This is a genomic window from Yoonia sp. JB2-21, assembly GCF_055693545.1.
In genome coordinates this window covers 1,186,168-1,205,788 of the sequence record NZ_JBVFUC010000001.1, presented here as the reverse complement: position 1 = coordinate 1,205,788, position 19,621 = coordinate 1,186,168, and the positions used below count along the sequence as shown (strand labels likewise).

Annotated in this window: 22 protein-coding genes and 1 pseudogene; 7 read left to right on the top strand and 16 right to left on the bottom strand. The window is 56.9% G+C overall.

All coding sequences use genetic code 11. From position 1 onward, the window contains the following. The first annotated feature begins 34 nt into the window (after window positions 1-34). Window positions 35-1,351, top strand: coding sequence for a site-specific DNA-methyltransferase (locus ACZ1G5_RS06055; RefSeq protein ID WP_472731991.1), 1,317 nt, complete (start codon window positions 35-37; stop codon window positions 1,349-1,351). 77 nt (window positions 1,352-1,428) lie between these two features. Here the strand turns inward: ACZ1G5_RS06055 and ACZ1G5_RS06050 are convergent, their stop codons facing one another. Continuing rightward, window positions 1,429-1,980: a helix-turn-helix domain-containing protein gene (locus ACZ1G5_RS06050; protein ID WP_472734285.1), complete on the bottom strand. Its 552-nt coding sequence runs from the start codon at window positions 1,978-1,980 to the stop codon at window positions 1,429-1,431. Window positions 1,981-2,185: 205 nt separating this feature from the next. On the opposite strand from ACZ1G5_RS06050, the gene ACZ1G5_RS06045 reads away from it, so the two are divergent. Both ACZ1G5_RS06045 and ACZ1G5_RS06040 read left to right on the top strand, forming a co-directional pair. Continuing rightward, window positions 2,186-2,416 carry a hypothetical protein gene (locus tag ACZ1G5_RS06045; RefSeq protein ID WP_472731990.1) on the top strand — a complete coding sequence of 77 codons (231 nt, stop codon included), beginning with the start codon at window positions 2,186-2,188 and terminating at the stop codon, window positions 2,414-2,416. A 96-nt stretch (window positions 2,417-2,512) separates the two neighbouring features. Next, window positions 2,513-3,580: a tyrosine-type recombinase/integrase gene (locus tag ACZ1G5_RS06040; RefSeq protein WP_472731989.1), complete on the top strand. Its 1,068-nt coding sequence runs from the start codon at window positions 2,513-2,515 to the stop codon at window positions 3,578-3,580. 200 nt (window positions 3,581-3,780) lie between these two features. On the opposite strand, the gene ACZ1G5_RS06035 is transcribed toward ACZ1G5_RS06040, so the two are convergent. Further along, window positions 3,781-4,974 (bottom strand): alpha-D-ribose 1-methylphosphonate 5-triphosphate diphosphatase, encoded by a 1,194-nt coding sequence (locus ACZ1G5_RS06035; RefSeq protein ID WP_472731988.1) that lies wholly within the window; start codon window positions 4,972-4,974, stop codon window positions 3,781-3,783. On the opposite strand from ACZ1G5_RS06035, the gene ACZ1G5_RS06030 reads away from it, so the two are divergent. Then, the gene (locus ACZ1G5_RS06030; RefSeq protein WP_472731987.1) at window positions 4,973-5,644 is read left to right on the top strand and encodes a DUF1045 domain-containing protein; all 672 of its coding nucleotides are present in this window, start codon (window positions 4,973-4,975) and stop codon (window positions 5,642-5,644) included. The two genes, ACZ1G5_RS06035 and ACZ1G5_RS06030, sit on opposite strands and share 2 nt — an antisense overlap. On the opposite strand, the gene phnN is transcribed toward ACZ1G5_RS06030, so the two are convergent. The 8 genes and pseudogenes from phnN to phnG form a co-directional block, all read right to left on the bottom strand. Continuing rightward, a complete protein-coding gene (gene phnN, locus ACZ1G5_RS06025) occupies window positions 5,626-6,171 on the bottom strand; it encodes a phosphonate metabolism protein/1,5-bisphosphokinase (PRPP-forming) PhnN (protein WP_472731986.1) in 546 nt (181 codons plus the stop codon). The genes ACZ1G5_RS06030 and phnN overlap by 19 nt on opposite strands. After that, complete coding sequence (gene phnL, locus ACZ1G5_RS06020; RefSeq protein ID WP_472731985.1) at window positions 6,168-6,851, bottom strand: phosphonate C-P lyase system protein PhnL; 684 nt, start codon at window positions 6,849-6,851, stop codon at window positions 6,168-6,170. The genes phnN and phnL overlap by 4 nt, the downstream gene beginning before the upstream one ends. 3 nt (window positions 6,852-6,854) lie before the next feature. Beyond that, the gene (gene phnK, locus ACZ1G5_RS06015; protein WP_472731984.1) at window positions 6,855-7,625 is read right to left on the bottom strand and encodes a phosphonate C-P lyase system protein PhnK; all 771 of its coding nucleotides are present in this window, start codon (window positions 7,623-7,625) and stop codon (window positions 6,855-6,857) included. Then, complete coding sequence (locus ACZ1G5_RS06010; protein WP_472731983.1) at window positions 7,622-8,479, bottom strand: alpha-D-ribose 1-methylphosphonate 5-phosphate C-P-lyase PhnJ; 858 nt, start codon at window positions 8,477-8,479, stop codon at window positions 7,622-7,624. The genes phnK and ACZ1G5_RS06010 overlap by 4 nt, the downstream gene beginning before the upstream one ends. Next, the gene (locus ACZ1G5_RS06005) at window positions 8,476-9,075 is read right to left on the bottom strand and encodes an HAD-IA family hydrolase (RefSeq protein ID WP_472731982.1); all 600 of its coding nucleotides are present in this window, start codon (window positions 9,073-9,075) and stop codon (window positions 8,476-8,478) included. Before ACZ1G5_RS06005 ends, ACZ1G5_RS06010 begins: the two co-directional genes overlap by 4 nt. Continuing rightward, window positions 9,072-10,158: pseudogene (locus tag ACZ1G5_RS06000) on the bottom strand (carbon-phosphorus lyase complex subunit). The gene ACZ1G5_RS06005 and the pseudogene ACZ1G5_RS06000 overlap by 4 nt, the downstream one beginning before the upstream one ends. Continuing rightward, window positions 10,158-10,721, bottom strand: coding sequence for a phosphonate C-P lyase system protein PhnH (phnH, locus tag ACZ1G5_RS05995; RefSeq protein WP_472731981.1), 564 nt, complete (start codon window positions 10,719-10,721; stop codon window positions 10,158-10,160). Before phnH ends, ACZ1G5_RS06000 begins: the two are co-directional and overlap by 1 nt. Then, a complete protein-coding gene (gene phnG, locus ACZ1G5_RS05990) occupies window positions 10,721-11,176 on the bottom strand; it encodes a phosphonate C-P lyase system protein PhnG (protein ID WP_472731980.1) in 456 nt (151 codons plus the stop codon). Before phnG ends, phnH begins: the two co-directional genes overlap by 1 nt. An 81-nt stretch (window positions 11,177-11,257) precedes the next feature. On the opposite strand from phnG, the gene phnF reads away from it, so the two are divergent. Further along, window positions 11,258-12,001, top strand: a complete 744-nt coding sequence (gene phnF / locus ACZ1G5_RS05985) for a phosphonate metabolism transcriptional regulator PhnF (RefSeq protein WP_472731979.1) — start codon at window positions 11,258-11,260, stop codon at window positions 11,999-12,001. Window positions 12,002-12,066: 65 nt separating this feature from the next. On the opposite strand, the gene ACZ1G5_RS05980 is transcribed toward phnF, so the two are convergent. The 6 genes from ACZ1G5_RS05980 to phnC all read right to left on the bottom strand — a co-directional run bounded on the left by ACZ1G5_RS05980 (window position 12,067) and on the right by phnC (window position 18,103). Further along, window positions 12,067-13,287, bottom strand: a complete 1,221-nt coding sequence (locus ACZ1G5_RS05980; protein WP_472731978.1) for a glycerophosphodiester phosphodiesterase family protein — start codon at window positions 13,285-13,287, stop codon at window positions 12,067-12,069. A 110-nt stretch (window positions 13,288-13,397) separates the two neighbouring features. Further along, window positions 13,398-14,015, bottom strand: coding sequence for a DapH/DapD/GlmU-related protein (locus tag ACZ1G5_RS05975; RefSeq protein ID WP_472731977.1), 618 nt, complete (start codon window positions 14,013-14,015; stop codon window positions 13,398-13,400). Window positions 14,016-14,076: 61 nt separating this feature from the next. Continuing rightward, window positions 14,077-15,390: a phosphonate ABC transporter, permease protein PhnE gene (gene phnE, locus ACZ1G5_RS05970; protein WP_472731976.1), complete on the bottom strand. Its 1,314-nt coding sequence runs from the start codon at window positions 15,388-15,390 to the stop codon at window positions 14,077-14,079. Further along, window positions 15,387-16,262: a phosphonate ABC transporter, permease protein PhnE gene (gene phnE, locus ACZ1G5_RS05965; protein WP_472734284.1), complete on the bottom strand. Its 876-nt coding sequence runs from the start codon at window positions 16,260-16,262 to the stop codon at window positions 15,387-15,389. Before phnE (ACZ1G5_RS05965) ends, phnE (ACZ1G5_RS05970) begins: the two co-directional genes overlap by 4 nt. A gap of 66 nt (window positions 16,263-16,328) precedes the next feature. Continuing rightward, complete coding sequence (phnD, locus tag ACZ1G5_RS05960; RefSeq protein WP_472731975.1) at window positions 16,329-17,237, bottom strand: phosphonate ABC transporter substrate-binding protein; 909 nt, start codon at window positions 17,235-17,237, stop codon at window positions 16,329-16,331. A gap of 56 nt (window positions 17,238-17,293) precedes the next feature. Further along, on the bottom strand, window positions 17,294-18,103 hold the full coding sequence (phnC, locus tag ACZ1G5_RS05955; protein ID WP_472731974.1) for a phosphonate ABC transporter ATP-binding protein: 810 nt from the start codon (window positions 18,101-18,103) through the stop codon (window positions 17,294-17,296). A 222-nt stretch (window positions 18,104-18,325) separates the two neighbouring features. Here phnC and ACZ1G5_RS05950 point away from each other — a divergent pair, with 222 nt between their 5' ends. Then, window positions 18,326-18,616, top strand: a complete 291-nt coding sequence (locus ACZ1G5_RS05950) for a hypothetical protein (protein ID WP_472731973.1) — start codon at window positions 18,326-18,328, stop codon at window positions 18,614-18,616. Window positions 18,617-18,720: 104 nt separating this feature from the next. Next, window positions 18,721-19,596 carry a phosphoserine phosphatase SerB gene (gene serB, locus ACZ1G5_RS05945; protein ID WP_472731972.1) on the top strand — a complete coding sequence of 292 codons (876 nt, stop codon included), beginning with the start codon at window positions 18,721-18,723 and terminating at the stop codon, window positions 19,594-19,596. The last annotated feature ends 25 nt before the right edge of the window (window positions 19,597-19,621 follow it).

Genomic DNA, 19,621 nt, shown 5'->3' with positions numbered 1-19,621 from the left:
TTGGCAAGGATTCTTCCTTACTTATCGAGGCTACATGGCAGAAGTTACTCTAAATTGGAAGAACAAGGACTTGGCGTTGCTTGCGTCTGGCTCCCGAGCTTATGAATGGGTGAAGCCGTCCGACAGTATTCTCAATGAAGCACTTAACGTGCACAGTTTTGGCGGAGACATGCCGCTTCCTTCGTCAAATGTTATGGCGATAGGGGATGGCGCAGACGTTCTTGAGGCTCTGTCTCATCATACTGATGTGCTTGAAGACAAAATCCGACTTGTATACATTGATCCGCCATTTAACACGAATGCTGATGTACGTGCATATGACGACGCCTTAGATCGTTCGAAGTGGCTAAGTATGTTCCGCGACCGGTTGCTTGCTTTGCAACCACACTTGTCAGACGACGCGAGCATCTGGGTGCACCTTGATGACGCCGAGGTTCACCGGGCTAGATTTGTGATGGATGAAGTGTTTGGCGAAGGAGCCTTTGTTTCATCCATTATCTGGCAGAAGCGAACGACGCGAGAGTCCCGGACGGCGTTTTCAAACAACCATGACACTCTGTTGGTATATGCGCCGAGCGGACCGAGGAAGTGGAAGACTTCTAGAAACTTGCTCGAAAAAGACAACGCGCACCTCAAGAACAGGGATGATGATCCTCGCGGTCCCTGGGCAGATGCGCCGTTCACGGCTCCCGGATATCGTGCTGCTCAGCAATATCCGATCGAAACGCCTTCGGGGGATGTTTTGAAGCCACCCAGGGGCAGATCATGGTATGCTACCGAACCAACCTATCGACAACTATTGGCTGAGGATAGGATTTGGTTCCCTAAGAGCGGTGCAGGTTCGCCACGGATAAAGCTCTTCAGTCACCAATTAAGAGGCTTGGTGCCCTTCACCATTTGGGGAACGGCCGAAACTGGCACCAACGATGATGCCAAGCGCCATTTGATGGCGCTCTTTCCTGAGGCGGCGGTTTTTGACACTCCAAAGCCTGAAGAACTGTTGGAACGCATAATTCATGTCGCTAGCAAACCTGGTGAGCTGGTGGTGGATTTGTTTGGAGGGAGCGGTACGACCGCAGCAACTGCCCACAAAATGAGACGTCGCTGGGTTTTGGTCGAACGCAGCCACAGTACATTCGCACGATTCACGCTTCCACGGCTTCAGGCTGTGGTAGAAGGTGTCGATCCAAACGGGATTACTCAACAGGCCAATTGGGTAGGTGGCGGTGGATTTGAGGCAATCTATGTGCCGCCAAGACTAGGTAGGTCGCTTACAAACAAAAAACTCTCGGAGTTGGAGCAACTAGTTTTACAACGGCGGGCGGGTAATTTAGTAGCGTCTGCTGGCTAGCTCCTGATTGTTCTGAAAGGAACTCTGACAATCATTTCCAGTGGCCCGGTACCTACGTGTGGCCCCAATGAGTCGAATTAGTCAGGCTTGCCAAAATTGTCATCGACCAGCTGGTGCCAGTCTTTCAGAGCTTGCTCGTAATCGTCTTCGCTTCCTTCAAAGTCTTCAAGCATCGGCGGAGCGCGCAATTCTAAGGGCTCATCGCGATACATGGTCGTTTGCGCCACGGCACGACGTATTGCCTCTGGGTGCATTCTCGGCAAATCACCCCAGTCAGTGGTGACAATTCTTCGGGTAACCTTGTGACGGTCCTCTTCGTTAAGCTCTGGGTAGTTTGATCGCAACAAACCATCCAAGATCCTCATGTCCTCTAGGCCTGACTTCATCACCTGAGCTTGGTTTGACGCTGGCCGTCCCATAAGAATTTCGTTTAGGTCTGCTCTGGTCAGTGTCGCCAGTTTGACGAGCGCATCGGATGGAATGGCCCGCGTACCCTTCTCGTAGGCGTAGTAGGTGCGTGTCGTTACTCCCATGAGGTCCGCTATCTGTCGCTTCTTCAACCTTTTCCGGATGCGAAATCGGAGCAGGTTGTCATGAACCGGCGTATCAGGCCCGTATCTCGCCTCCATGCGCTGGCGGTCCAAGAATTTTTGGTACTCCTTGCCGTCCATAGTGTCTTCTGGGTCGCCACTTCCTGCAATCTTAAACGCGCACATCAGTCTCTCCCGTATCGGAACGAATGTTCCTAAAATGTAGTATTTTACCGGAACGTGTTTGCACGTTACTGGAAGTCTGTAACAACTTGCAAGAGTTCGTAGATTAAGCAGGTGCCACATGTCAGAATTATTGAATCATGGGAAAACGCCCGAAGCATGGAGCGAAAGCCTCAAGGAACACGGGGTGCATGTTTCACCGCGTTTGATCCGTTCTAGGGCACGCCAAACTGGACAGTTCCACAAGTTTGGTAGGCTGATGCTTCTTACGCCGGTTCAGCTTGAGACATTGATAAAGTCGTCCCAAGGTACGTCATCAGTTCCTGATATCGCGGACGGGACTGATGGCTGATATTGTCCCGACGCATACAACGCCAAAAGCGCTGGCCGAGAAACTTGGCGCTTCGCCTCGTTTTGTAAGCGATACAGTCAGAGAACTCGGCTGCTTTTGCAAAATTGGTCAGAAAGTCATTATGTTAGATCATCACGTGGTCGCGTTCATGGAGGCAATGGAATGCCGCTCAAGGTCTTCAAACGGAACAAGCTCTACAGTTACCGGGGCACAGTTGCCGGTAGGCGATTACGAGGCCCTACGGGCACAGCGGACAAAAGGATCGCGGAGCGGATCGCAGCCGAGGTCGAAGCGAAAGCTTGGAAAAGTCATCTTGATGGGCCAGGGGCAACGCTGACTTTCGCACAGGCTGCCATCGCGTACAGGCAAGCTGGGCGCGAGGATCGTTTTCTCAATTTGATCGAAGACCATTGGAGAAACACGCTTGTTGCGACGATTACAGGCGAAGCCATTCGCCAGATGGCCCGACGCCTCTATCCCAACGGATCTAACGCGACACGGAACAGACAAGGGATTGCGCCCGCGCAAGCGATCATCAACCACTCAGCTGCATTGGGTTGGTGCTTGCCGTTGAAAGTGGAGCGCTTCAAAGTTGACGCGGATACAAAGATACCAGTCACCCGCGAATGGGTAGAGTCGTTTGCTTCTCAAGCCGTTCAAGATGATTTGTTTCATCTTGCGGCGCTTTGCCTCTTCATGTTTGGAACGGGGGCGCGCCGGGGCGAAGCCTGCGCGCTAACCTGGGATGATGTGAACATCTTTAAAAAAGTGGCTGTTATCAATCAAACTAAGGTTAAGAGCAGACGTATTGCTCACCTTTCGTCACCTGTGGTCGCCGCGTTAGAGCGAATTCCGTCAAACCGAAATCCGGCGGATTTGGTTTTCAAGTATGCTTCTGGTCAGAGTGTCGGCCAAGTCTGGAACAACGTTGTGAGTCGTGCAGGGATCGAAAAACTGTCTCCACACTGTTGCCGTCACGGGTTCGCTACTTCGATGTTGCAGGCAGGGATTGATCCTAAAACTGTCGCGGTTCGGGGAGGCTGGAGAGACGTTGCTACGGTGATGAAATACTACGCTCACGCAATGGATGATCCGACCGTCATTGATGTGCTATTTGGCACAAATCTGACACAAGACGAAACTGAGAGAACGGCAAGTAACTGAAAAATATAAGGAAAATGGAAATGAACATGACCCTTCGTTGGGGAAGGGTGTCCCACCGCCGGACATACGGAACCCCAGTAAAAACAGCAACAGGCAAACACACCAGCGATTGGGGTAAATGTCGGCATTCTAGGAGCGCATGTTTCCTATCCGCGTAAAACCGCTGCAGCGGTGTCCGCTGCACAGACAGGGCCACAGAGCTATCCGACCTTGTTGCCCTGGCTCCAAACGCCACGCAGCAAAGGTGTTTGACCAACGATGCGCACGCGCAGGACATCGCCGCGCAACCCCGGTTCAAGCGCGCCGCGGTCACCCAATCGCGCGGCCTTGGCCGGATTGCAGGTCACTGTGGCGACGGCGCGGGGCAGATTATCCCAGACCCGTGCAAGATGGAAAGCAGATAACAACAGCGCCGAGGGCACATAGTCAGACGAGACGATGTCGAGAAGATCGGCCTTTGCCAGATCTTTGGCGGCGACATTGCCCGAGTGGGACCCCCCACGGATCAAGTTCGGCGCACCCATCATCACGGCAATGCCGTGGCCGCGGCATGCCTCTGCGGCCTCCTGGGTTGTGGGAAATTCGGCAAAGCCGACACCGTTGGCCGATGACGTTTTTACATGATCGGCTGTCGTGTCGTCGTGGCTGGCCAGCACGGCACCAAGGCGGCCTGCTTCTTTCACGGCACCGGCCTCATGTTTCGCCCCAAAGCGGCCTTGAAGCGCCAACAGGTTTTTGACGTGTGCTGCAAATTCAGAGTCGTCCATACCGCGCTTTTTGGCGACATATGTCTTTAGCACTGACAAATCACGAAATTGTCGCTGTCCGGGCGTATGGTCCATCAGGCTGACGATGCCGACGCGGTCTTCCGGCCCGAAAGCGGCCAATTCCGTCAGCAAGGTTTCTGAGCAAATCTCAGCCCGCAGGTGCAGGAAGTGACTAATTTTGAACAGGCCTTGCGCGCGGGCAGCCAGCAATTCATCCGCCAGCTTGCGGGCATAATCGATGTAACGCCCCTTGCCGCTATGGATGGAACCTACACGCATCGCATCAAACACAGTCGTGATACCGGTCGAGGCCAGTTCCGCATCATGCGCAATCAGTGCAGGCAGATGGGGCCAGTCCACAGAGGGGCGCGGTTCGATGTGGCGTTCGACATTGTCGGTATGCAGTTCCACCAGTCCCGGCAGCACGAAATCGCCGGCGCAATCTATCGCGCCCATCGGCACCTGATGCCCTTCCACGATGTCCGTGATCACACCGCTTTCTATGGTGATTGCGCCTGTCACCACCCGGTCTGACAAGACCAGTTGTGCATTGGCAAGGCACAGATCGTCTGACATGTCGCTGTCACAAGAGTTTGTCAAAGAGGCCGCGATGAAAGGGGAATTCATGTCATATTCTCGATTTGCGATTTACTATGTTCCGCCACAAGGGCCGCTGGCTGATTTTGGCGCGGCCTGGCTGGGGTGGGATGTTGCGCAGGGCTGTGCGGCTGCACAGCCTGATTTGCCCGGTTTGCATGACATCACGATGACACCGCGCAAATATGGGTTTCATGGCACCTTGAAGCCGCCGTTCCGATTGCAGCGGGGGCATACGCTTGACGCTCTCGAAGCCGCGACCTCGAAATTGGCCGCATCGCTGGCACCTGCCGCCTGCGATGGACTGGCGTTGCGGTCGCTGGGTGAGTTTCTGGCACTGACGCCGCACGGTGATACCGGTGAGTTGCAGCGGGTTGCGGCGGCTTGTGTTCGCATGCTTGACCCCTACCGCGCCCCCGCATCCGACGCCGAGCTTGCCAAACGCAGACAGGCGGGTCTCAGTTCGCGACAAGAGGCGCTTTTGATGGACTGGGGCTACCCTTATGTGATCGAAGAATTCCGGTTTCACCTGACACTGTCGGGCAGGCTGCCCCAAGATGCGCTTGTTACTTGGTCCGATGAACTGCGGCGTGCTCTGCCGGCATTGCCCGCACCGTTCGTCATGGATCAGATTGCCTTGTGCGGAGAGCGTGAGGATGGGCATTTTGAGATCATCCATCGTTACGCCCTTGCTGGTTGAAGAAGCGTGACGCCGCGCGTGATGGTCTGGGACAACGGGCCGTCGTTGGGCAGGTTGATCACATGAAGGTCTGTTGGCAAAGGTTTTGCCCCTTGCGCCAGACGTTTCGCAATTTCGTCTTCGGTCTCGCGTCCGCGTGCCGCAAGTCGCTTGGCAAGCGTGTTAGGCTGTGCCGTAATGTTCAGAACCATGAACCGCGGAAAAATCGCGGCGGCCTCCTCTAAGGCCTTGCGAGAGAAGTTGACGAGACAATCCATACCCTTGTCCAGTTGATGTTTTACGCCGCTGGGGATGCCGTACCGAAGCCCGTGAGCATCCCAATGCACGGCAAATGCGCTGGCCCTGACCAAAGCGTCAAAGTCTGCGTCTGACACCGCATCATAGTCTTCGCCGCCCAATTCCGGGTCGCGGGTAATCACCCGGCGCACCAGTTGGATCTGTGGCATCGCATCGCGGATGCCCACCATCACGCTGTCCTTGCCAACACCTGATGGGCCAACAACCGCAATGAGACGCCCTTGGGTCATGCTGCCTGTCCGCGGGTAAAGCAGCTAACGTCAATTTCACGGTCGCAGACGCGGTCGCGGGCGGCCTCATCATGGAAAATGCCGATGATCGCTGCACCTCGGGCCTTGGCCTCTTCGATCAGCGCAAGCACGACCTCGCGGTTGGCTGCATCAAGGCTTGCGGTGGGTTCGTCCAGCAATAGCGCGGGGTAGGTATGCGCAAAGCCGCGGGCGATATTCACGCGCTGCTGTTCGCCACCTGAAAATGTGGTCGGCGACAAAGACCAGAGCCGCTGCGGGATATTCAGTTGTGTCAGCAGCGCCTGCGCACGCGCTTGCGCATCTTCGCGTGACACGCCGACAGCGCGCAGGGGTTCTGCGACCACGTCGAGTGTCGGGACACGCGGCACAACGCGCAGGAACTGGCTGACGTACCCCAGTACGTCACGGCGCAGAGCGATCACCTCGCGCGGGGCGGACTGAACCAGATCAACATCGCCGATGCGAATTTGACCTTTCTGCGTCAGATAGTTGCCGTAGATCATGCGCATCAAGGTGGATTTACCGGCACCTGACGCCCCGGTCAGTGCCACACATTCTCCTTTGGCGACCGCCAAGGACACATCGCTGATGACCTCGATAATGGCGCTGCCCTGATTGTGCAGCGTAAAGGTTTTCGAGACGTTTTTGAGTTCAATCATGGGTCACACCTGCAAAACGGAACTGACAAGAAGTTGGCTGTAAGCGTGCTGTGGGTCATCAAGCACCTGATCGGTCAATCCGGCCTCGATCACATGCCCCGATTTCATCACCATCAGACGATCCGCAAGCAGACGCACAACAGCAAGGTCATGTGTGACGATAATCGCCGATAGCCCCATGTCCCGCACAAGACCCCGAAGCAGATCAAGCAGGCGCGCTTGCACGGACACGTCCAGCCCACCGGTTGGTTCGTCCATGAACACCAGTCGCGGTCCGGTCACCAGATTGCGGGCGATCTGCAGGCGCTGTTGCATACCGCCAGAAAATGTTGTGGGCCGGTCATCTATGCGGGCCGCGTCGATCTCTACCCGCCCTAGCCAGTCTGTGGCTTTGTCGCGGATGCCACCATAGTGACGTTCCCCCACAGCCATCAGCCGTTCACCGACGTTGCCGCCCGCCGAAACACCCATGCGCAAACCGTCGCGTGCGTTCTGATGCACAAAGGCCCAGTCGGTACGGCCGAGCATCCGGCGTTCAGGCTCAGACATGGTGATGGTATCTTTTGGGCCATCAGCACGGGTATCGAACACGACCTTCCCCGCATCCGGGACCAGATGCCCCGCCATGCAGTTCAGCAAGGTAGATTTTCCAGAACCGCTTTCGCCCACGATGCCCATGACCTCGCCGGGGAACAGGTCGAATGACACATCGGAACACCCGATATGCGCGCCATAGCGTTTGGTAATACCGGATACCGACAGCAAAGGTGTCATGCCGCGTCCTTTCCCTTGTGGCCTGCCATCTGTCGGCCCTCGCAGTAATCAGTGTCAGAGCAGACGAACATCCGCCCACCGGCGTCATCGACGATCACCTCATCAAGATAGCTGTCTTCAGCACCACACAGCCCGCAGGGGTGGTCGGCTTTAGAGGCATCAAACGGATGATCTTCGAAATCAAGGCTGACCACCTGTGTGTAGGGCGGTAGCGCATAAATCCTTTGTTCGCGCCCTGCGCCAAAGAGCTGGATCGCCGCCATGTCGCCCAGCTTGGGATTGTCGAACTTCGGGATCGGCGAAGGGTCCATCACATAGCGGCCTTCGACTTTTACGGGATAGGCGTAGGAAGTCGCGATGTGACCGTGGCGGCTGATGTCTTCATAAAGCTTCACGTGCATCAAGCCATATTCTTCAAGAGCATGCATCTTGCGGGTTTCGCTCTCACGCGGCTCCAGAAAGCGGAGCGGTTCGGGGATCGGCACCTGATAGACAAGGATCTGCCCTTCGGTCAGGGGCTCTTCGGGGATGCGGTGGCGGGTTTGAATAACCGATGCTTGGGCCGTCGCAGTGGTTGTCTTGACGCCTGCGGTACGCTCAAAGAACGTGCGGATGGAAACGGCATTTGTCGTGTCATCGGCACCCTGATCAATCACCTTGAATGTATCGTCCTGCGTCAGCACAGCGGCCGAAACCTGTACGCCACCTGTTCCCCAGCCATAGGGCATTGGCATCTCGCGGCTGGCAAAGGGCACCTGATAGCCCGGAACAGCAAGGCCTTTCAGAATTGCGCGGCGGATCATCCGTTTGGTTTGCTCGTCAAGGTAGGCAAAATTATAGGCTTGGTCGGTCATAGCAGTCCCCGATCTCGAAGTTGCATGCGCAAACTATCGGCGTCTGTGAACTGGATCGCGTCCATGCCTGCGGCCTGCGCGCCGATACAATTGTGCAGGCCGTCGTCGATAAAGACACATGTTTCCGGGCGCACCCCGGCGTGTGTGCACAAAAGCCGGTAAATCTCGACGCTGGGCTTCACGATGCCGACCTCGCCAGAGACGACCGTGGTGTCAAAGACCTCTGCCAATTCAGGGTGAACCTGAATGGCTTCCGGCCATGTCTCTGCTGACCAGTTGGTTATGGCATGAAGCGGAACGCTGTTGTCGCGCAGCGCATAAAGCACGTCCCATGTGCCCGCGATCTTATCGGGTACTGTCCTGCCATACTGGGGGACATAGTTTGCCAGATGTTTTGCATCTTCTGGGTCTGCAAGCCGCGCCGCGGCATCGCCGAACCGGGCACCGGCATCGCAAGCAAAGTTGATACGATCGAACGCGATGCGATCCATAAAGGCATGCGCACCTTCCGTTCCCAGATCATCAACCCAAGCCAGATGGGGTTGCCAATCAACCAACACGCCACCGATGTCGAAGACGACGTTGCCTATGGTCATTCTGCGGCCTCCTGTACGTGGTGCGCGCCAGCCTCGCGGCGCAGTTTGCGGACCAACTCAAGCTCTGACTGGAAGTCGACGTAATGCGGTAGCTTGATATGTTCGAGAAAGCCCGTCGCCTGAATATTGTCTGCATGATAAAGAACGAACTCGGCGTCCTGCGCGGGGGCGCCTTCAAAATCCTCGCCCAACTCTTCCCAGCGCAGAGTACGGTCAACCAGCGCCATCGAAATCGCTTTGCGCTCGGACTGGCCAAAGACCAAACCATAGCCGCGCGTGAATTGGGGCGGTTCGGTCTTTGAGCCTTTGAACTGGTTGACCGTTTCGCATTCGGTTAGCACCACTTCGCCGATCTCGACAGCAAAACCCAGTTCAGGGATATCCATCTCGACCGGAACGCTACCGATGCGCAGCTCTCCGACAAAGGCATGATTGCGGGCGTAGCCGCGTTGCGTGGAATATGCGAGCCCGAGTGTGAACCCCTCATCAGCGCGGGTGAGCGCCTGCAAACGCAGGGCACGTTCGGCAGGCATCTCCAATGGTTCACGGGTCAAATCGGGCGGGGGTATCGTCGTGTGGCGCGTCTTCGATCAGGCCCTCGCGGTTCAGGAATGCCGTCACATGCGGCACGCCTTCGGATGCGGCTTCGCGTGTCGGCGCCTTTGGCGCTTCGCCGTCTGCGGCCAATTTGAAGTCCAGCAAACGGTGCGTGTAGTCGAATGTTGGCCCCAGCACCTGACCTCCCGGGAGGTCCTTGAACGTCGCAGAGATGCGCCTGTCGCACGCCATTTTGCCGGTATCCACCGGTTCAGAGACGCCAAAGCGTGGCAGGGTGGTGCGATAGGCGCGGATTAGGAAAATCGCCTCGATCAGATCGCCGCGTGCCTGCTTGATGGCCAATGCCGCCAGATCTGCATCGAAAAGCGATCCTTCCGCCATGACACGATGAACGGCCAGGCTCAGTTGCTCTCGGATTTGCGCAATGCTGAGCTCTGCGACGTCAGTATCGCCACGGCGCTCCTCGGCAAGCCAGGCGTGGGCGTTTTCAATCGCGCGCTCTCCGCCTTTGACAGCGACATACATCAGGACACCTCTATTGATCTGGGCAGGGCTGCCAGTTGGCTATTGCAGGCAAAAATGAAGTCGAGGCCCAAGGGAAACCGCCTGCTGTTGATCTGAAACGCCTTTATTTCCGGCAGCGACAAGGCGGCGCTTGTCTTGATGCCCGGACCGGTAAGGATGGCACCGGCGGCGGCAAGGTCTGTGCATTCCACGATCAGCGTGGCAGAGCGGTCAGGGTACGCCGACGTACCGATGGGATAGGCTGACAATGGTGCCAATGCCTGCCACGTCCCGACGGCAAACACGCAATGGGATGGTCCGGCGATTGGTGCGCCGGTGTGAAATGCCACCCAATTGCGCACAGCCTCGCAATCTGCGTCACCAGCCAAGTGCACGGGTGTTTCCGTATCACAGAGCGTCAGCAAAATGGCCCCTGCCGCTTTGGATAAGGGCGCGGGAGGTTCTGCACCGCTGATGTTTTGCAACGTCCCGGGACGTGCCATCGCTTCCATGACACTACGAAAGGCCTGTGCTGACTGGATCGCAGGCTCTGCGAAGCCACCCGATAAGGTCTCTGCTTGCATCAATCCTCTCCTCTGACCATCGTGAAGAAATCCACTTTCGTGGCGGCAGCCTTGGCCGCGCGTGTTGCTTTTGCGGTGTCTTGGGCCTGTTGCAGTGGGTCCAATACCGCCTTGCGCAATGTGTCGGCAACCTCTGTTTGCATCAGTGCATCCACCAGCGCCGCCGCTTCGGCGCAGGCTTTGCTGCGGCCTTGAATGTAGGCATGACCGACCGCCCCATTTTCAAGCGTCAGCGCACAGCGGGTCACTGTCATTTCGCCAAGATTGAACGGGGCACCGGTCGCACCTGCGCGACCCCGAACCATCGTGCTGCCGATCTCTGGTGCACGAAGCCATCTGAAAGTCGGGCGTGTGACGGCGGCATCCAGCAAGGCTGCGACCTGGCCCTGCGGGGCCTTGGCCAGCAGGGCCATCCATGCCTTCCTTGGGTTTTCTTGGTGAGACGTATCTTTCATCTCGACAACTTTTCCGTATTCTATACAACTATACATATTCTAACATAATCACCCGGCAGTGACAGAGGAGTTTTGTGAATTTTGCATGACAAGTCCGCCAAAACACCGATCTGGAAGGCCATTGCACATGCCCTGCGTGGCGATTTGGCCGAAGGGCGTTACCGCCCCGGTGACAAACTGCCGACAGAGGCCCTTTTGGCCGAACGCTTCGGTGTCAATCGCCATACCGTGCGTCACGGTATTTCAGCATTGGTCGATGAGGGGTTGATCCGCACGCGCCGTGGTGCCGGTGTCTTTGTCGCGGCCACACCCACCGATTATCCAATCGGCAAACGTGTCCGGTTTCATGAAAATCTGATTGCTGCAGGGCGCAGGCCGGAAAAACGCGTGTTGCAGGTCGAGGAACGCGCAGCCACCCAAGGCGAAGCAGCGGCATTGCGCATCCCGCCCGGCGATGCGGTTTGCGCCTATCACGGGTTATCCCTTGCCGATGGTCAGCCAATTGCGGTCTTTGAAAGCTTGTTTCCCGCCGCGCGTTTGCCTGGCATCGCGGTGACTTTGCAGCACAAAAGCAGTGTCACCGATGCGCTGCATGCCGAAGGCATCACCGATTACACCCGTGCCTCGACCCGCCTGACGGCTGTGCGTGCGACGGCGACGCAGGCCTTGCACTTGCAGGTGACGCAGGGCGACCCGCTTTTGCGATCATCCGGCGTCAATGTGGACAACAGCGGGATGCCGGTTGAATATGGGCGGACATGGTTTGCCGGTGACCGGGTGACGCTTACCTTGGACGAAGAGGGTCCCGACCCCAACGACGGCTGAAAACGCGAAACCCCCATCGCAAAGGATGGGGGTTTCTGGTGTCCAAATCTGAAAAAAGGGGTGCCCTATTCCATGCCCATACAATTGGCGTAGTAGGTCACAGTTGCAGGCCAGTCAGAAAAGATACCCACAACACCAACATCCTGCGCCAGCGCGTCGATGTAGTCATACATCACCCCGTCGCTATTGGTGATGTCCGCGATAGACTGGTAGTACCAGCCACCACCGTTTGTCAGCGGTCCAGAGCGTTCAATGGTCCAGGTGATCATATTCAAACCGGCGTCTTGCGCCTGAACAGCCAGCTCAGAAGGGATAATCTCGCCATCATCCGAGGTTGTCACCAGCATCCACGTTGGTGGCGCGATATAATTGATGCCCATGGATTTCAGTTCTTCCATGCTGTTAGGCCATGTTGAGGCATCCATGGGCGAATAGCCATCAATGTCATACTCATCCATCAGATAGACCGCCTGCGCACCAAAGGCGGGCTCGGCTTCGATCCAGTAAAGCACATCGTCAAGGTTGAATGACTGCAACCAGACGTCCTCGGGCGGAATGCCCGCGGCCTTATATTCATCCACCAATTTTTGGGCATAGTCCTGCTGGGTGAAGCCATTGAAAGGCATCTCGACCGATGGTGCCTTCAGTTCTGGTGTGAATTTCGCGCCAAGTGACTGGAACAGGGCAATCGACTCTGCATGGGTCATCAAGGTCGCGGGCTGAGCTGCATATAGGTCTGTGCGCCAGTCCGCTGTTCCACCCAAATAGGCCGCGACGGTTGTGGCGGATCCATCTGCGGCGTCCATCTTGGGCGTCAGCGTGCGGAACTCTTCAAGCGTAATCTCGGACGTCCGGCACTCTGCCGTCGCCGACGTGTCGCCGTCAGCGGCCGTAAACGGCGTGGTGCAGGTCTCAGCCAATGGTGTGGCAAGAATATTCGTCGTCGTATGCAGGTCGTTCTGGGCATGACGGCAGACCAGCTCCAGATCCTTTGTAAAGGTCACGTCGCACTCAAGAATACCTGCACCCATGCGCGCCGCTGCAACATTCGATTCCACTGTGTGCTCAGGGAACTGCATCGGTGCTCCACGGTGACCAATCGAAAACAGCGATGTACGGGCCTCTTGGGTACGGCAGGACTGTAGCTGATCTTTCAGCGGACCGTCTGCCATACGATCAATCAGATAGTGCGGGCGCGGGCCATATGTGACGCTGCCATCGACAGATTGCGCGACAACAGGCGTCGTCACCAGACAAGCCAGAACAAGAGTAGACGTGCGGAGCATGGAATTTTCCTTCGTGTTTATCCGCGCTCATATGTGATGTCTTGCATGACACTGGCGTGTCGGTTTCTTGACAGTTTTTCAAAACTCGACGCTGGTAAAATCGGTCAGGACTATCCGCCATACTTTTCCAGAAATGCCGCGGCTGGCAGGCTGCGAAAGTCTGCCAATGCGGTTCGCAGCGCGTCGTGGTCCCAATGCCACCATGCCAACGCCATCAGACGATCTGCGATCTCGCGCGGTTGTCGCAAACGCAATGACTTGGCCGGGGTGCCAGCGACGATGGTGTAGGGGTCCACATTCTTGGTCACCACAGCACCGGCGGCGACAACGGCCCCATCACCCAATGTGACCTCTGGCTTGATCATCGCACCAGCACCGATCCAGGTGTCATGCCCGATATGGGCGACCCGTGATCTGCGGTGTGCAAAGAAAGAGGCGTCCCGCGCAGTATCGTCCCAATAGTCGTCAGAGCGATACAGAAAGTGATGACATGCCGCAGTATGCAGCGGATGGTCTGTCGCCCCGATCCGGCTGAACGCTGCGATATTGGCAAACTTGCCGATCCGTGCGTTGGCAATGTCGGCGAAACGGTCGCAATAACTATAGTCACCAAATACAGAATGCGCGACGCGGCTGCCTTTGCCGACCTCGGTGTAGGCACCAAAAGTGCTGTCGGTAATCTCGCATTCGGGATGGATGAAGGGCGCGTCAGGACTAAGGCGGGGCACGGTCAAACACCTCCCTTTTTTCTGGTAAAGCGAAAGAACGTCCCGGTGTCTTCCATTGTCATCAGTCCTTGCGCCCAATCAGCTTGCCGCGCAGCCAACCCGACAACCAGTCCATGAACATCACCATGACGATAATCAGCATGATATAGTAGGCGACCTCTTCCCAGTCCTTCTGGGTTTGAATGGCCTGGGTCAGCATCAATCCGATGCCGCCTCCGGTGATCGCCCCGATAATTGTGGCGGACCGGGTGTTGGATTCCAAAAAGTAGAGGATCTGCGCCAAAAGCACCGGAACGATTTGCGGGATCACCCCGAAACGGTAACGCTGCAATGGCTTGGCCCCGGTCGAAGCGACGCCTTCGATCTGTTTGCCGTCCACATTCTCAAGCGCTTCCGAGAAGATTTTGCCAAATGTGCCGGTGTCCGTGATCAGGATCGCCAATGCGCCGGTCATGGGGCCGGGACCAAAAGCGCGGGCCAGTACGACTGTCCAGATCAACGCATCCACACCACGCACAAAGTCGAATACACGCCGTGCGCCGGCACGCACCAGCATGATCGGGGAAAAGCGCTTGGCTGCCAGAAAAGACAGCGGCAGTGCGATCATCGCAGCGCCCATGGTGCCCAGAAACGCCATCAGGACCGTTTCGCCGATGGCCCATGCCACATCCTTGTGCCGCCACATGGCATTGTTCCACCAGTCTGAAACTGCGCCAGTGATGTTGCTCCGGTCTGGATCCAGCCGCGCACCGAACAGGATCGTCCCAAGGCCGTGCCCGTGATAGGGGCTGTCGAGGGTGAACCAGAACAACTCCCAACCGGGGAAATAGTTGAACACCTCGGTGCGTGCCCCTGTCAACGTGATGCGGCCCTCTGGTGTGGTGATGCCAACGCGCCGGTTCGACGCAGAAATCCAGTCCGGCAACTCTTGGGGCAGGTTTGTCACAAGATTGCGCCCTTCGGCTTGCACCGCGATCAAAGGAAAACCGGGGACTTCGATCTCGGTCCGATTGTCCGGCAGATACCGCACGATATGATCGCCACCAAGGTCGATGACGATAACGTCGGTACCGCTGATCCAATCGGGTCTCTGGCCTGCGGGGTAGGTGCCCTTGCGCTCGCCTTCGAAAGAGTAGGTTACCTCACCAGACCGGTTATCACGGGTGACATGCACCTTATGTGACCAACTATCAGAGGCCAGCGTCACCGCGTTGTTCATATTGGCGCGCTGCGCCAGACCCGGCAGATCGAATGCAAAAAAGATGTAGACAAGGTACACCGCGATAATAGCGGGGATGCCGAAACCAATCAGGCGCTTGCGCTGAAAAAGCCCTTCGGTCTCTTGCTTGACGAAATTGAGGTCTGTCACGCTCATTGGCCTTGCCCCTCGGTCAGACGGTTGCGGGTGTGGCTTGAGACCTGATCAAAAAAGACGATGGTCCCGAACAAAAGGATGAAGATTGCGGCAGCCTCGTCGAAACGCCCCGGACCCCACGCCATCGCATTGCGCAGTTCATAGCCAAGGCCACCCGCGCCGACAAAGCCGAGGATCGCGGAGGCACGAATATTGATTTCAAAACGCAGCAGAGCGTAGCTGACATAGTTTGGGGCGACTTGCGGCAGCACGCCCAGCAGCATGCGCTGCGACCACGTAGCCCCGGTCGAGGCCAACCCCTCTACGGGTCTAAGGTCGGCATTCTCTGCAACCTCGGAAAAGAGCTTTCCAAGCGCACCTGCGGTGTGGATCGCGATGGCGATCATCGCGGGCACCGGACCGCCGCCAAGAACAAAGATCAGCACCAGCGCGATGACGATTTCAGGAACTGCGCGCATGATGTCAGAGATACGCCGAAAGAGCGGGATCAGTCGCGGCCATTTAGCCAGACCACGGGTCCCCAGAAGTGATAAGAACAGCCCGCCAATGGCACCAATCAGGGTCGAGACGGCTGCGATATTGATCGTTTCCACCAACGCGGGAAAGTACTTGGCGATCAGACCGGGCAGGTTGGCACGTTTTTCCCAGGCTTCTGACAAAACATCCGCCGGATAGTCGCCAATCTGGTGCAGACCTTCCCAGAAACCACCCGCATTGCGGTCGTCGGCGAGGTTAAAGCCCGACACCATCAGCATGATGAAGATCAGAAGTGTTAGTCCACCATAAAGCCTGCGGCGTTGCAGCTGTGCAGTATAGCTGGATTGAATGCTGTGCACGCCTTGTGGTGCGCGCCCAAGTGATATGTCTGCCATTGCGAACCCCGGACAAAGAAATACCGGCAGCCCCAAAAGGGCTACCGGATGCGTCATGAAAATTGCTTAGCCGCCGATCTTGGCTTTGCGGGCCTCGACGATGCTTTCGTACATGTCGTGGGTGACGGGCTGAAAGCCCAGCGTATCGCCTGCGGCAACGCCATATGCACACTCGGGGTCGTTTTCATACAGCGCGTCAACCAGCGTGGTCATGGTCGCCTTTACCTCATCGGGCAGCGCACTGCGCAGGACAACTGGGCCTTCGGGGATGACGTTGGATTGCCAGATCTGCACAAGGTCGTTCATATCAACCAGACCGGCATCCACAGCGCGACGCAGTGCGCCGGAGTTATAGCCGTCTTCCCAGTTGCCTTGGCCGTCGGCCCAGGTCACGCCACCATCGATATCGCCATTGTTGACGGCCACGATTGTCTGCTCATGACCGCCGGTGAATTTCACTTCGCCGAAGTACTCACCGGATTCCATTGTAATGCCCGCGGCATACTGCGGAATTTCGATAGAGGGGATCAGATAGCCAGAGGTCGAGTTCGGATCACCAAAGCCAAAAACCTTACCTTGCATATCTTCCAGTGACGCGATGTCACTGTCCGCGCGGGCAAAGCCGATTGAATGATAGCCAACAGAACCGTCGAGGTTAACCTTGATCAATACAGGCTCGACCGCCTCGGGGTCTTGCAGATATGTGGCAGCGTAAGATGATGCGCCCAGCCAAGCCATGTCGATGGTGCCACCCAACAGACCCTGAATCACGCCGTTATAGTCGGCAGGCGCGAACAGTTTGGTCTCAACACCAAGGGCTTCGGTGGTGTAGTCGACCATGCACTGATAATTGTTCATCCGGTCTTGGGCGTTTTCGCCGCCCAGAATGCCAATGCGGAACTCTGTGATCTCTTGGGCAGAAGCGCCGGTGCTCAGGGCGGTGGCGGCAAGCACCACGACGAGGGTCTTTTTCATCTTTATCTCCGTTGGGTTGATGAAGGTGGCCCGCGAAAAACGCGGGAAGAACTGGCTTAGGCGTAGACTTTGGGCCCTTTTGACCTGTCCAGTGTTTCGATTTCGGTCGATGTGGCGGCCTCGGAAAAATCCGCGCCCGCACCGTAAATGTCACGCGCAACACCGGTCGTCAGTTGTGCGGGTGTGCCGTCAAATACGATGCGGCCGCCGCGCATACCAATCACGCGGTCGCAATAACGCCGGGCAGTATCAAGCGTGTGCAGGTTGGCGATGACCATGCGACCATCTTCCTCGTGAATGGTACGCAAGGATTGCATGACGACCTGCGCGTTCATCGGATCGAGGCTGGCTATGGGTTCATCGGCCAAAATGATCTTGGGATCTTGCATCAGGGCGCGGGCAATGGCGACGCGTTGCTGTTGACCGCCTGACAAGGCTTCGGCCCGTTTGGGGGCCTGCTCAGCGATCCCAAGGCGATCCAGAATTTCGATCGCCCTGTGGATGTCCGACTGCGGATAAAGGTTGAACATCGTCGTGAAGGTTGATCGCCTGTTCAGCGTGCCATGCAGCACGTTCGAGACAACGTCCATCCGTGGCACGAGGTTGAACTGTTGAAAAATCATCGCGCACCGCGATTGCCAGTTTCGCTTGGCTGTCCCCCGCAATGCCGTCACGTCCTGACCTTCGAAGGTGATCGTGCCGGTCGTCGCATCGCTGAGGCGATTAACCATGCGCAGCAGCGTGGATTTGCCCGCACCAGAGCGTCCGATGATCCCGATCATGGCCGGTTTGTCGATCAAGATATCAGCCGCATCCACGGCCGTCTTATCCCCAAAGCGTTTGGTCAGCTTGTCGATTTGCAGCATATCGTCCCCATGTTTTGAGAGGCGGATATGGGACCAAGGCGACAGCTTCGTGACGCTTTTGATTCAGTTTTCTGACAACTGCGCAACGGAAAGATGACACGGCGCAGCACTCTGTAAGCAGGGGCGCGTGATACGACGTTGTGGTCGATCAGTCGCAGTTTATCCACAGGTCGTCATAAAAACGTTACATTTTGCGACACCAGCAGCTAACCTTTGATGATGATGAAACGGTTCGCATATCTGTTCCTCGTTTGCTTTGCCCTGCCGGTCAGCGGGCTTGGGGAAATGTCCGATGTCAGTTGCGATGACAAGGCCCGGATGACCGAAACTCTCAAACAGGTCTGGGGCGCGGAGCGTCAGGGCATGGGTCTGCGCGATCCCGAAACGATGCTTGAAATCTGGGTCACGGCCCGGAATGGCGATTGGCTGATCTTGCAAAGTTATGCCAACGGAACATCCTGCATTGTCGCAATGGGCGAACATTGGGAAGGTTTGGGCGCAAACCCGGCCTAAGGGCCCGGTCCCGCTTGCCCGGTGTCTTTGCGTATTTTGACTTTGGGGGTGCACCCCGGGACGGACGGCGCTAGACCATGCGCATTGTTATAATGAGGTCCGCCATGCAGATCGTCACACTGATCACGACACCCACCGAACGTAATCTGGATGCCGCGCTGGTGGACAGTTTGCGCAACGCGTGGGGCGGGGGCGATGCCAACTGGCTGGCCGTGGACGAAGCCGCAGAGTTTGCAATTCCGGTCGCACCGGACAATCAGTGGGATGTCTGGACCGATCTGCAAAATGCATGCGTCGATCTGGTCGTGCAGCCGCTCAAGGACCGCCGCAAGAAGATGCTACTGGCTGATATGGACAGCACCATGATCCGTCAGGAATGTATCGATGAATTGGCCGCCGAGGCCGGGGTTGGGGCGCGTGTCGCCGACATCACGGCACGGGCCATGAACGGCGAACTTGATTTCGAAGCCGCCTTGATCGAGCGTGTCGGCCTGCTCAAAGGCCTGCCAGAGACGATGATCGAGCAGGTGTTGGATGAACGTATCAGCCATATGCCGGGGGGGTATGAGTTGGTGAACACCATGAAGGCAAATGGCGCTTATGCGGCGCTTGTTTCTGGCGGTTTCACAGCATTTACAGCACGTGTCGCGGCCGCTCTTGGATTTGACGAGAACCGCGCGAACACATTGATCGCGGCGGACGGCAAACTGACCGGCGAGGTTGGCCGACCCATCTTGGGCAAAGCCGCAAAGGTCGAGGCGCTGCAAGAGATCACCGCGCGGTTGGGGATTTCCCCGCAAGACGTTCTTGCCGTCGGCGATGGCGCAAATGATCTGGGGATGCTGACACTGGCCGGAACCGGGGTCGCATTGCACGCCAAACCAACCGTACAAGAGCAGTGCGACGTGCGGATCAATCACGGCGATCTGACAGCGCTGTTGTACATCCAAGGCTACAGCCGTGACGCCTTCGTGACCTAGCAGGTTTCGGGACGGATTGGCCTTA